Annotated in this window: 18 protein-coding genes; 9 read left to right on the top strand and 9 right to left on the bottom strand. The window is 38.7% G+C overall.

What is annotated here, in order from left to right; genetic code table 11:
* Positions 1–2 precede the first annotated feature (2 nt).
* The 4 genes from tgt (at position 3) to HYU07_02705 (ending at position 2,140) form a co-directional block, all read left to right on the top strand.
* Positions 3–1,109, top strand: coding sequence for a tRNA guanosine(34) transglycosylase Tgt (gene tgt / locus HYU07_02720; protein MBI2129128.1), 1,107 nt, complete (start codon positions 3–5; stop codon positions 1,107–1,109).
* Positions 1,110–1,177: 68 nt separating this feature from the next.
* Complete coding sequence (locus HYU07_02715; protein MBI2129127.1) at positions 1,178–1,462, top strand: hypothetical protein; 285 nt, start codon at positions 1,178–1,180, stop codon at positions 1,460–1,462.
* A complete protein-coding gene (locus HYU07_02710; protein MBI2129126.1) occupies positions 1,459–1,842 on the top strand; it encodes an HTH domain-containing protein in 384 nt (127 codons plus the stop codon). Before HYU07_02715 ends, HYU07_02710 begins: the two co-directional genes overlap by 4 nt.
* Positions 1,843–1,975: 133 nt before the next feature.
* The gene (locus HYU07_02705; GenBank protein MBI2129125.1) at positions 1,976–2,140 is read left to right on the top strand and encodes a hypothetical protein; all 165 of its coding nucleotides are present in this window, start codon (positions 1,976–1,978) and stop codon (positions 2,138–2,140) included.
* 4 nt (positions 2,141–2,144) lie between these two features.
* Here the strand turns inward: HYU07_02705 and HYU07_02700 are convergent, their stop codons facing one another.
* From HYU07_02700 to HYU07_02690, 3 genes are all read right to left on the bottom strand, one after another.
* Positions 2,145–2,777 (bottom strand): MBL fold metallo-hydrolase, encoded by a 633-nt coding sequence (locus HYU07_02700; GenBank protein MBI2129124.1) that lies wholly within the window; start codon positions 2,775–2,777, stop codon positions 2,145–2,147.
* A 94-nt stretch (positions 2,778–2,871) separates the two neighbouring features.
* Complete coding sequence (locus HYU07_02695; protein MBI2129123.1) at positions 2,872–3,822, bottom strand: aminopeptidase; 951 nt, start codon at positions 3,820–3,822, stop codon at positions 2,872–2,874.
* A complete protein-coding gene (locus tag HYU07_02690; GenBank protein MBI2129122.1) occupies positions 3,819–4,373 on the bottom strand; it encodes a hypothetical protein in 555 nt (184 codons plus the stop codon). The genes HYU07_02695 and HYU07_02690 overlap by 4 nt, the downstream gene beginning before the upstream one ends.
* 92 nt (positions 4,374–4,465) lie before the next feature.
* On the opposite strand from HYU07_02690, the gene HYU07_02685 reads away from it, so the two are divergent.
* The 4 genes from HYU07_02685 (at position 4,466) to HYU07_02670 (ending at position 6,671) form a co-directional block, all read left to right on the top strand.
* Positions 4,466–5,041: a hypothetical protein gene (locus tag HYU07_02685; GenBank protein MBI2129121.1), complete on the top strand. Its 576-nt coding sequence runs from the start codon at positions 4,466–4,468 to the stop codon at positions 5,039–5,041.
* A gap of 11 nt (positions 5,042–5,052) precedes the next feature.
* Positions 5,053–5,640 (top strand): hypothetical protein, encoded by a 588-nt coding sequence (locus HYU07_02680; protein ID MBI2129120.1) that lies wholly within the window; start codon positions 5,053–5,055, stop codon positions 5,638–5,640.
* A 2-nt stretch (positions 5,641–5,642) separates the two neighbouring features.
* Positions 5,643–6,218, top strand: coding sequence for a hypothetical protein (locus tag HYU07_02675; protein MBI2129119.1), 576 nt, complete (start codon positions 5,643–5,645; stop codon positions 6,216–6,218).
* Between the two features lie 120 nt (positions 6,219–6,338).
* Positions 6,339–6,671, top strand: coding sequence for a tRNA-binding protein (locus HYU07_02670; GenBank protein MBI2129118.1), 333 nt, complete (start codon positions 6,339–6,341; stop codon positions 6,669–6,671).
* A 106-nt stretch (positions 6,672–6,777) separates the two neighbouring features.
* Here HYU07_02670 and HYU07_02665 read toward each other — a convergent pair whose 3' ends face one another.
* The 5 genes from HYU07_02665 to HYU07_02645 form a co-directional block, all read right to left on the bottom strand.
* A complete protein-coding gene (locus HYU07_02665) occupies positions 6,778–7,158 on the bottom strand; it encodes a hypothetical protein (protein ID MBI2129117.1) in 381 nt (126 codons plus the stop codon).
* 61 nt (positions 7,159–7,219) lie between these two features.
* A complete protein-coding gene (locus tag HYU07_02660; GenBank protein ID MBI2129116.1) occupies positions 7,220–7,843 on the bottom strand; it encodes a hypothetical protein in 624 nt (207 codons plus the stop codon).
* A gap of 69 nt (positions 7,844–7,912) precedes the next feature.
* Positions 7,913–8,380 carry a hypothetical protein gene (locus HYU07_02655; protein ID MBI2129115.1) on the bottom strand — a complete coding sequence of 156 codons (468 nt, stop codon included), beginning with the start codon at positions 8,378–8,380 and terminating at the stop codon, positions 7,913–7,915.
* A 49-nt stretch (positions 8,381–8,429) separates the two neighbouring features.
* On the bottom strand, positions 8,430–8,702 hold the full coding sequence (locus tag HYU07_02650; protein MBI2129114.1) for a hypothetical protein: 273 nt from the start codon (positions 8,700–8,702) through the stop codon (positions 8,430–8,432).
* A gap of 13 nt (positions 8,703–8,715) precedes the next feature.
* Positions 8,716–9,321, bottom strand: coding sequence for a winged helix-turn-helix transcriptional regulator (locus tag HYU07_02645; GenBank protein ID MBI2129113.1), 606 nt, complete (start codon positions 9,319–9,321; stop codon positions 8,716–8,718).
* A gap of 81 nt (positions 9,322–9,402) precedes the next feature.
* On the opposite strand from HYU07_02645, the gene HYU07_02640 reads away from it, so the two are divergent.
* Entirely contained in the window at positions 9,403–10,263 is an 861-nt protein-coding gene (locus HYU07_02640) for a hypothetical protein (GenBank protein MBI2129112.1), read from the top strand.
* Here the strand turns inward: HYU07_02640 and tadA are convergent.
* Positions 10,247–12,073 carry a Flp pilus assembly complex ATPase component TadA gene (gene tadA, locus HYU07_02635; protein ID MBI2129111.1) on the bottom strand — a complete coding sequence of 609 codons (1,827 nt, stop codon included), beginning with the start codon at positions 12,071–12,073 and terminating at the stop codon, positions 10,247–10,249. The two genes, HYU07_02640 and tadA, sit on opposite strands and share 17 nt — an antisense overlap.
* Between the last annotated feature and the right edge of the window lie 72 nt (positions 12,074–12,145).

Here is a 12,145-nt window from a genome sequence, read left to right as displayed (position 1 = left end):
AAATGTATAAAATTCTCAAAGAAGACCCAAAAACAAAGGCAAGGATAGGAAAATTAAAAACAAGGCACGGCATAGCTGAAACTCCTTTTTTCATGCCAGTTGCAACAAAGGCAAGCGTGAAATTAATAACATCTGACGAGCTAAAAGGCATGGGAGCAAAAGCAATAATCTGCAATTCTCTTGTCTTGTTTTTAAGGCCCGGCCTGGAAATAATAAAAAAGGCAAATGGCCTGCACAAGTTCATGAATTTCAATGATGTGATCTTTACAGATTCTGGCGGATTCCAGACAGCAGACAGGTCATTTACACCGGCTATGACAAACAAAGGAGTTTTATTCAAAAGCCCTTTTGATGGCGCGCCTCATCTTATAACGCCTGAAAAAGCTGCCAAAATACAGGAAGAGCTTGGCTCAGATGTTGCAATGGTATTGGATGATATGCCTGCTTACGGTAAAAGCAGGGAATATGTCATTGAATCATTAAGAAGAACCCATGACTGGGCATTACGATTTAAGAATTCTCACAAAGATTCAAAGCAATTGTTTTTCGGCATAACACAGGGAGGAACTTTCAAGGATCTTAGAAAGATAAGCTGCGAATTCATTTCAAAGCTTGATTTTGACGGCATTGCATTAGGCGGATTATGCATTGGGGAGCCTAAAAAATTAATGTACAATATGATCGATTACTCTGAAAGGTTCCTGCCAAAGGAAAAGCCCCGCTATCTGATGGGTGTTGGGTCGCCGGAAGATCTTATTGACTGTGTCAGCCATGGCATCGATATATTTGACAGCTGCATGCCTACAAGGAATGCAAGGCACGGAACATTGTTCACATCAAATGGAAAAGTCCTGATCGAAAACAGGGAATATAAAGAAGACTTCAAATCATTAGATGAAAACTGCAGCTGCTATGTCTGCAAGAATCATACAAGAGCTTATCTGAATTATCTGCTGAGGATGAAGGAGCCAACTGGATTAAGGTTGTTAAGCTACCATAACGTTTATTTCATACAGAATTTGATGAAGGAGATCAGATCATCAATAAAGGAAAACAGGTTTTGGAAGTTCAGGAAAGAGTTTTTGAAAGGGTATCTGAAGAAAAGATAAATGAAAGAGAGGTAACTTCAATTTCTAAAAACAAAAGGTTTATATAAGGGTATATCATACCATATGGTGTGTCAGAACTCATATTCAGCCACAAGCACAGGGATAAGAATTACATAGTTGAAATCGACATTTACAAGGTTGAAAAAGACGAGTTTCATCCAGAGGGGTTCCAGTATTCGCTTGCTTTGATCAAAGACGGAAAAAGGGTATTGGGATATGACAATCATGAAAGAAAAGGCCACCACATCCACAGAGGCAATATGGAGCTGCCTTACGAGTTTGTTGACGAATGGAAATTAGTTGAAGATTTCCAAAAGGATATTGAAAGAATAACAAAAGGTGAGGTAAAATGAAAATCAAGAACATAACAGTCGATGTAAAGCCGCTTAAGGCTGTTCTGAAGGAAGCGGCTGAAGCTATGAGCGAAGCTAGAAAAGGAAAGAGCATAAAGATGAGAAAAGGGCTTAGTTTTGGCAGCGTGGAATCCTTCAGGGAATTTTTTACTCCAAGGAGAATCGAACTGCTGCAGGTTATAAGGCACAAGCATCCGAAATCAATCTATGAATTGGCTAAATTAACCAACAGGGACATCAAGAGCACAGTAGTTGATATTAAGATTCTTGAAAAGTATGGCCTGATAGATGCGAAAAAGGTGCATGCTGAAGGCGGTGTAGGGTACAAGGTGATGCCTGTTTTCGATTATGACAAGCTGACAGTTGACATTGCTGTGTGATCTGCATGAAATGCTGTAAATTAAAAAATCCCTGAAAAGATTTTGAAAATTCAGGAAAGAGTTTTTGAAAGCATATTCAAAAAACAGCAGAAATTCATAAAAATTAAATAGTTGCGATGCAAAATGGTGTTTTATGGACAAGAATAATTCTGGTTTGGACCATGCAGTCAGGCAATTCCATAAATTTTACGACCCTTGCAGGCCAGAAATAAATTTTTATAACCCGAATCAGCCGCAATTGAATTTCTATAATCCCAACCAGCCTGATTTGAATTTCTATAACCCCCAAAGAGTTTGATCAGTTATAAAATTCTCACATCCCCTTTATACAATTCCTTAAATCTTTCTGCATCTTTGGCTGATCCGACAACTGCTCCGTAATGCATTGGCACTGCGGTCTTTGGCTTGATGATCTCAGCTGCCTTTGCAGCTTCATCCGCTGTCATTGCATAAGTCCCGGAAACAGGCAATAATGCAACGTCAATATTTGTTATGTTTTTCATCTCAGGAATCAGGTCAGTATCGCCAGCATGATAAATTCTTTTTCCTTTAATTGTTACAATGAACCCAACCCAATCATTTGCTTTAGGATGGAATTGTTTATTGATGTTGTAAGCAGGCACAGCCTCAATTGAAATGTTGCCAATCATCAGCTTTGCTCCGGGCCTCACAATCTTCACGCCTTTAATTCCGGAAACAACAGAGGATAATTTTGACTGGCAGTCTGCAACTGTAACTATTGTTGTATCCTGCTTTACCAATTTTTGTATATCTTTCACAGAGCAATGATCGTAGTGCTCATGCGTTATCAAAATTATGTCTGCTTTTTCAGCTGCATTCGCATTAAAAGGATCAATATAGATTGTGTCGCCGTCAGTTATTTTAAATCCGCTCTGCCCCAGCCATTCAATCTTTATGCCATCTAAATTCAGCATATTGCTCACCCCTTGAATATTTGTTTTATCATTGCTTTCAGTACAGCCAACAAAAAATATAACAGCAATAAAACAGATAAATAAAAACACCCTTCTATATAAGTAATTTGCCATTTTTCATCATGATTTTTCCATCAACGCTTATTGTTGGCTTTTTGAAAATCCCGTCTAAATGCAGCGGAACATTCACTTTGCCGCCATATGAGGCATTATTGCCCAGCGCTATATGGGCAGTCCCAAGCACCTTTTCATCTTCTAAAACATTGCCGATGATCTTCGCCTTGTCATTCATTCCAATTCCGAGTTCAGCGATATTATAAGCATTCTTGTTTTTAATCTTTTCCAGTTCTTTTTTCAGCTTTAATGCTGTTTTCCCGCCTTCAATCTTTGCAGCAAATCCATTCTTAACAGTTATTCTTACCGGCTTGTCAACTTTTCCCAAAATCGAGGCATCAACAATGAAAATTCCGTTTGCAGACCCTTCATTCGGAGACAAGGAGACTTCTCCTTCAGGAATATTTCCCCAAGTTCCTTTTTTAATGTAAAGCCCGGCAGCATCACCGTGCAATTGCCTGTTTTTTATATTCAATGCAATGTTTGTTCCTGATTTTGTTTTTATTTTTACAATTTCTTTGTTTTTTAAAAAAGAAATCAATTTTTTGCTTCTTTCAGAAACCTTTGAATAATCAACAGAAGCTGCCCTTAAAAACATGTCTTCATTTATACCCGGCATTGAAGCAATCCTCGCTCCTTTTTTAGTTGCATCCCTTCTTGATTTTGTATGAGATAATGATTTTGTTGTTGCAAGCATTATTACACTGTGCTTCAGCATCTCTTTTGCAGCATGCAAAGGCGGCTCTTCTCCATGCTGCTTTCCAATTGGAATCTGCAGCAGTTTCGCCTTAGAAATTCCTGATGCAGCCTTGAACAAGGCATCTGCAATGCTTTTCTTATTTTCATCAAAGATAATCAAGCAAGAATCTCTTTTGCCCAAACCCATGCATTTCTTTAATATCCTTAAAGCTGCTTTTTGCAAAGAATTCATTTTCTTGCAACATCATATTCCATTTCTTCAAGCTTTTTAAGGTTCCACTTTATTTGGTCTGCTTTCTTCCTCAAATCGCCATTCCTAAGATCAAATTTCAGAAATTCGCCGTAAATCTCATCAACAAGCTCTTTTATTTTATTAGCTTCGCCGTATCTTTTATTTATCACATCCTTCACAGCTTTTCTTACCAATTCGCCAGTCAGATCGCAAAGCCCCATAAGATAATCCGTAGTTTCAGCTCCGAGCTCTTTTCGTGAAGGCATCTTGTTATTTTTAACAAACTCGTAAAATACAATGGCTTCAACAAGCTCCTGCATTGCAACAGCATCCATTTCTGTGTCGTAAAACTTCAAAGGAAGTTTCTTTGCTTTTTCCTTTATCTCTTTTACCAGCTTATCAGCCGAACTTATGTCATCCCTCTGCACTGCATAGATTATCTGCTTGGAAAGCTGTATTATATCGCGGGACTGCCTTATCGTCTTCTCCCTTTCTTCATCAAATTTTTTCAGTTCTTTCCTGATGCTTTCAAAGTCATTTTTGTTGAGCATTTTATATCAAAATGCATGAAATCTCCCCTATTTATAAACCTTTTTAAAAACGAAAAGTTTATATACGAACTATAATAGTAAGACACTTAAATATGGCAACCTCTACATTTCGCGGAATAATAGAGTTTTTCGACAAAATAGGCATTTACGATGTAGTTCTGCCTTTCCTGCTTGTGTTTACTGTTGTCTTTGCAATTCTTGAAAAAACAAAGATTTTCGGAACAGAGGAGATTGGCGGTACAAAATACACAAAGAAGAACCTAAATGCAATGGCGTCTTTTGTTGTTGCGTTCCTTGTTGTTGCCTCAACAAAGCTTGTAAAAATAATAAACCAGGCATTAGGCAATGTTGTTGTGTTTTTAATAGTCATACTTTCTTTCCTGCTTTTAATAGGGTCATTCTTCAGCGAAGGCGAAGAGGTTATTCTTAAAGGCGCCTGGAGAACGGTTTTTATGTCCGCAACTTTGGTTGGAATAATACTGATTTTCCTGGCAGCAATACCGATGGAATCTGGAAATAGCTGGCTTGAATGGTTTTGGAATTGGATGAGTGATCACTGGCAGAATGACTGGGTTTCAGCAATAATTTTCATAATCGTGATAATTGTCTTCATCGCCCTGATAACAAGAGGTGGCGGCGGAAAGAAAAAAGAGGAAAAGAAAGATTAAAGGAGGTTAAAATGGTAAGTGGTGCTTTAGCAGATGTCATAACAAGGCTTGAAGATCTTGGCTTAACTGATGTTTTGTTGCCTTTCCTGCTGATCTTTACAATAATATTTGCAATATTCCAGAAATCGAAGATACTCGGGAGTGACAAGCAGAATTTCAACGTGATAATAGCATTGATAGTTTCCTTGCTTGTTGTAATTCCGCACGTTACAGGAAACTATCCTGCAAATGCAGATCCTGTGCAGATAATAAACCAGTCAATTCCGAATGTTGCCGTTGTAATAGTGGCGATATTGATGGTGCTCATGCTGATGGGTGTGTTTGGAGTTGAGTTTACATGGGCTGGCAAAATCACAGGCGGGATAGTTATACTTGCATTGCTAATTGTAATTGCGATTTTTGGGAAAGCAGCTAACTGGTGGGGGGAAGGCGTTTCATTGCCTTGGTGGCTCAGGTGGCTGGAAGATCCTAATACGCAGACATTGGTGGTTGTTATTATTGTATTCGGCATCATAATCTGGTTCATTACAAGAAGCGGACAGCAGACACAAGGATCCGGCTTCCTAGAGGAATTTGGTAAATTGTTTAGCAGAAAGTAAAAATGGCAGATATTTTATCCGGATTTAACCTGCTGGAGAATTTTTCCAGCATTTTTTCTTTTATTTTCATATGGGTTATTGTATATGCTATTGCAGAGTATACGAAACTTTTTGGCGAAAATAAAAGCATACATGCCATAATGGCATTAGCTATTGCTGTGATAACCTTGATGTTATCTGGAGTCATACAAGTAATAAACTTACTTATTCCATGGTTTACCCTGATGTTTATTTTCGCAGCGCTAGTAATAATGGCTTTCAAGTTTTTTGGCGTTACAGATGAAAATCTGCTCAGCACAATAATTGGGAAGGACAAGGTTGTTTTGTGGTGGATAATAACTATTGCAGTCATAATAATCCTTGGGGCAATCGGCAGGGTGTATTTCACAAGCGGAGGTTTGCTTGAGCCAAGAACAAACGAATCAATGATAATCGGCGCAAACGCAACAAGTGTCGGCACTCTTGGCCAGGGAGCATTCTGGGCAACGCTGTTTCACCCAAAGATCCTGGGGCTGATACTCATACTGCTGATAGCATCGTTCACAATAAGGCTTCTAAGCGGCTACGAAAGGCAGTAATGTACACTATCGCCTATACCTGCCAAAGGGCTGAAATTTAGTGCAACATCCTGAATGGAAATTCTAGAGTTCAGAAAAAGCCCGTAACATTTATATAGGTTCTATCGATACTGATTTATTGTGGCAACATTTGAAGATTTTCAGAGGTTAGATATACGGGTTGGCAGGATTGTAGAGATAGAAGATTTTCCAGAAGCAAGAAAGCCCTCCTACAAATTAAAGATTGATTTAGGAGAAGAAATCGGGATAAAGAAATCTTGCGCTCAACTTGTGAAGAATTATTCTAAAGACAATCTGAAAAATAGATTAGTTATGTGTGTAGTGAATTTTTCACCAAGACAAATCGGACCTGCAGCATCTGAAGTTTTAACTTTAGGAGTTCCTGGCGAGGATGGAGAGTGTGTTTTAATTGAGCCAGAACGAGATGTTCCAATTGGCGGAAAATTGTATTAGGGATTTTTCTGAATTGCATTTAACATATGCGATCGCTGTTAAGTCCCTGCGAATACTCAGAGAGGTCGAGAATTACGGAGCAATTAAGATAAGTAAGTTTTGCGACTTATTTTAAATTCTCAAATATCTTTTTAGGCTTTTTACGCCAATATACATCATATTCTTTCAAATCCTTAATTAATTTTTTAAAATTTCCTTTGAACTGAATACAACGATCATCTATATAAACAGTAGAAGGATATTTTACACTTGTTACTTCAATATCTGGAAATTTATTGCCTTTAAGCCATTTTTCGATTTTTCTTTTGTCCCTTGTCGTCCAGATAACAGGAGTGAATCCGGCTTTAATGAGCTTCTCAATAAATTCTTTTGCTCCATCAATTGGTTTACCAAGATAATCTTCTCCCTTCCAACCATCATAAGTAGAAATAACCCCATCAAAATCCACACTCACTATTCTTTCAGAGTTCCAATCCCTTGCATTCATATTATGTTATGGTTAACTAGATATTATATAAATTTATTGGTGCAAAACTTATTAGACTTGGCTATTTTTTAATGCTCTTTTCTTTCACTTTATCAGTCAGTCTGGAAAGCTCTCCAATGCTCTCGGTCAGCTGTGGCAGCACTTTCTGGAATACCTTGTCCATTGCCTTTACTTCAGACCCGACATTCTGGATGTTTTTGTCGTATTCTTCAACCTTGCCGATCATTGTTTGGTGAATTACATTTAGGTTGTTTCTCAGGTCATCAATCGCCTGCTCTAATTTGTTGATTCTCGCTTCAGTCTTTGTTTTCCATTCAATAACTTTGTTTATGTTCTTTACAAGCTCGTTCCATTTCTCATCTATTATTGCCTCTGCCAGTTCCTCTATCCTCTCAACATCAGTTGCAGCCTGCATTTGAGGCTGCTGCATGAATTCCTGCTGCGGCATCTGCGATTCCATGGGATTTTCCAGAGGAGGCATCTGATAAGGCTGGGCAGCGTCTACGCTTCCTTTTATATCTGCCTGCGACATTGCATCGAATATCTGGTCTGATGTGTAGCCGTCTCGCTGCAATGCCTGTATTGTCTGGTCATTTGAAAGCCCTTGCGCCCTCATATTGAGAACTTGGTCAACAGGTATTAATGGCGGTGCTTGCGCAGCTGGTTTTTTGCCGAAGAGAGGCATTGTCTATCACCTTTTTTTGAATATAGTTTGAATATAAATGCTATTACTAATATTTGTTTAAATAACTTTCTATTCTTTGTTTTGCGGAACAGCATCTAAAATCTCTTTAACTATTTTTTTAACTTCATTTCTCGTAACAAAATTAAGCGGCTGCCAAAGCTCTATGTATTTCTCAAGCACCTTGACGTCTTCTTCTTTTGCGCTGGATTTCAGCTCTTTTATTACTTCAAGCATCTTTTCTTTAACATCTGCTATTTCGTGCTTCATATCCATAATATCCGCATTTATTGTTTTAATCTCTTCTGCTATTTTTCTATTTGAAGACAGCATGTTTTGGTCGCTGACCTGAACTTTTTTTCTTAAATTGATGTAACCTTCCTCTAAAATCCTTAGTCTGCTGTTCATCCCTGTAATCTGCATTATTATATCAGAAGGCGCGCTAGGCGCGGCTTTTCCTTTTTTTTGGTCCATCCCGGGCGGAGGAGCCATTCCGGTTACAGGCCCCATTCCAGGGGGAATCATGCTTCCATTTGACATAGTAAAGTTATGATTGCTGTTGGTATTTATATTTTGCGATTATGCTGGATTAATTAACCTCGCATGTTTTTCCATTCCAGCATCTGTCTGCTCCGCAGTCGCAGCCATCAGTCAGCACAGCTGTGCAGAACACAGGCTCTTTGCTTCTTGCTTTAAAACAGGAATCTACGCAGCCATCCGGAAGAGCCTTCCATTCGCCGCCTGCTCTTGCGCATTCTTTCTGAGGATCATCGAGGACTTTGGAATTACCGGTTTTTTGCTGGCATCCGCTTATTATTACAGATGCAATCAGCCACAATAAAATCAAGTTTTTCATGTTCATTTCCACACTAACCTTATTTCTTACTGTTATTCCATGTCTTTGACTTATCCACAAATATCCACTCATCACACCATTCTTTCTTCATTATGCCATTTTCCATATTGATCGAAGGCAAGTAATTATGATGCCTTCTTATTGTATCAGTTACCCTTGTTGTTATTACCTCTATTATGGCATTTTCTCCGAGCTTCTCCTTGATGTGCATGATTATTCTGTTATTGAATTCATCTACCAACTCACTCTCGATCTCAGCATCTAAAATAAGAATTAAAGCTAAATGGCCGTCTTTCTCACCCAAATAAGACAGAGAGATATAATCTGCATTAAAACCCATCCATTTTTTGTCGTATTCGACGCTTTCCATATATTGCTGCCTCGTTATACCCAACTTAAATTTAATGATATAAAGCTGCTTTGCCTTGAACATTCCAGTTCCATGCTCACCTGTGTCTAGGCTCGTGAAATATTTTAGCAACCCCTCTTTTTCTAATTTTTTCCTTTTCCTGTTCACAGTCATAACAGGCACATTTGTCTTCTTTGCAATCTTGTTGTCGCTTATTCTCGTATTTTTTATGAGTTCTCTCACAATTTTTACTTCGTTTTGGTCTAATTCTCTCATTTTAGCTGGTTTTTTGTTATGTTTATATCAAAATAAGAAGGTCAAATATATAAATGTTATTGTTATCGGCTATATGCACAAATGCGCATTGATTACAATAAATGGGGACAACACACGCTAGCAGAAGCCCGTTATAATGGAAGAGAATCTGCGATACATATTAGGATACCTGCTCAAACTGTGATGGAAGCAAGAAGCTTATTCAAGAGCGACGATATTATCCGATTTGAGCCCCATATCGATTTAAAAAAACAGCCTTATCAATTCCACATCTTCAATGGGACAAACGGAGATTCCTACATCGCCAATGTTCCTTTTGAATATGTTAGGCAACTTCTTTGGCATCTTCATAAAAACCAGGAAGAAAGGGATATGCTGCTCAAGACTAACAAAATAATTCAATTTGAAGATTTTAAAAATGGGCATGAATTTTCAAAAAAGCCAGGAAAGGTCTGGCTATATGTCGGGCATGAAAAATATGGCTTATTCGACTTAACAGATGAAAGCAGATTCAATATTGTGCAACTTCATAGAGCTGCTCTTTACGGAACTTTCTTAAAGGATGTAGATTGTATCTTCAAAGAGAAAGATATCAGCGATGCTCTGCCCAGTAATGTTAAACTTGATGTAGACAAAGGAGTTTCGTTGAGGAATGCTGTTGAGCGGTCACTTGATCTTCGCACTGACGGCGAATACACAATTCATTCTGTACTTGAATCCCTGAGCTTAATTGTCGATGAAGAAGATCCGAGGTTAAAAAAAATCAGATTGAAGGTCTGCAAAGAGCACAACCCGGAAATATACTGGACCGATTACAGGGGAAGGAGAATATACAGGGTAATTGACCCTGAGCACCCTGAAAAAAACAGGCTTAAAAAGGAACTCGAAAACATTGTTGAAAAAGAATGCCCGATTTGCGAAGAAGCTAAGATACTAGTTTGACTTTCTCCCCGCCATTGATGGCGTTTATTATGATCTGCCCTATCTTGTTGTCTTTCTTTATCTTTATAATCCCTGTTTTTCCAACTTTTGCAGTCAATAAGAAATCATCGCCGACATAAACATCCACATCATTGTTCTGCATCCTGATATCAAGGTAGAAAACAACCATATTCTTTTTTATCCTTACATCGTACTGCAGTTGGCGCTTCTCTGCGTTCTCCGCTGCATTGCTTGTTTCTTTTTTAGCCCCCAATTCCTGCACATCAATGCTGATCCCGAGCCTTTTCTCAATTTCAGAAATAGTCTTTCCTTCCTTGCCGATTATCCTTGCAATATTATTCTCAGGAACTCTGACAATGCACTTGCCCTCACTGACAATATCCACTTCAACATCATCTGCGTATTTCCTTAATTCCTGCATTATTGTCCTTGCAGCAAGCTCATGAGTTGCAGATCTTGCCTGGACGCGGACAGGAACAACAACAGTTTCCTCTCCATAGCTGTAAAGCTCGTATTCCAGCTTTTTGGTTTCAAAGTCAGTCACAACAACAACAGGCCTTGACAGGTCAGCTTCAGTCATCCCTGAAGGAACCTTGACAACCATCTGCAGGCTTAAAACTTTGTTTATGAAGCCGTTTTTAATGAAAATAACAGTGTCAATTATCTGCGGAATAACTCCCAATTCAATTCTTCCGACAAATCTCTGTATTGCATCTATCGGATTGGTAGCATGAACAACCCCTGCCATGCCAACTCCTGCTAATCTTAAATCAGCGAATAATTGAAAATCTCCTGTATTTCTCATCTCATCAAATATTGTATAATCAGGCCTCGACAGTAAAAGAATGTCATGTATTTCCTGGGCATCTCCGTGCGAGATCGCATACTGCGTTATATTGTCCGGCAGAATAAGGTCTCGCGGAGCTTCAACGGTTTTTATTATCTTGTTCTGGGATGCGTAATATTCTGCAAGAGCCATTGCAAATGTTGATTTTCCCATTCCTGGGGCTCCGGCAATTAAAATGCCCTCTGCCTGCTCAGCAACCCTCTGCTTCAGCTTGTCGCTCATTTTATAATCATCAAGATTCAGCTTTTTGACAGGCTTTACAGCAGTTATCTCCCACCCGTCTGAGAATGGCGGCTTTGTAACAACTATCCTGAACAACCCAAGCTGCACAATTGTGCTTCCTGGCCTTTCAATCTCAATGAAGCTGTCTTTCCTTATTCCTGCTTCCTCTATTATTTCCCTGCTTATATCCTGAATGTCATCCCTTGTCAAAAGTTTTTCGCCTATTGCCATAAACTGCCAGTTTCCGGGCATTCCCTTTTTAGCAAAAGGCAGCACATTCTCCCTCAAATGGGCAGACATTGTTGTTTCATCAAAATAGCTTTCAAGCCTTAATTTTTTGATCAGCTGCTCGACTTTTACATAAATTGTCTTTATGCTCTTTGTTTCAGCAATCCTTGCCTGTATCTTGTCTGCTGTGAACAATGTGCCGTCAGCTTCATAGGCAAGATCGCGTATCATTGCATCTATTTCGCCCAAAGAGGCGTATTTTATCTCTGCTGCGCTTGGCTTCTTTCCTGCAAACTCAAGCTTGAAGCCCAATTTTCCAGTTAATTCCTTTATCTTCTGAAGCTCTTCAATTCCCAAGAAACCCATTGCCTTGTTCTGGTTTGCCTGATGCTCAAGCTCTGCAACAACAGCTTCATGGATTATGATCGTCTCAGGCTTTATTTCGCCTTTGTTTAATTTCTGAGAAACTAATCCTTCAATTATCACAGATGTATCAGGAATTAGTTTTTCAATTATTTCATTATTTTCAGTTTTTTCTTTTTGCAGTTTTTTTGATTTTTCTTTTGCCATATTACCTTGTTTTAT

The sequence above is a fragment of the Candidatus Woesearchaeota archaeon genome, assembly GCA_016180285.1.
Lineage (GTDB): Archaea > Nanobdellota > Nanobdellia > Woesearchaeales > JACPBO01 > JACPBO01.
The sequence above is the reverse complement of the archived record's forward strand: the minus strand, read 5'-3'. Positions and strand labels throughout refer to the sequence as shown.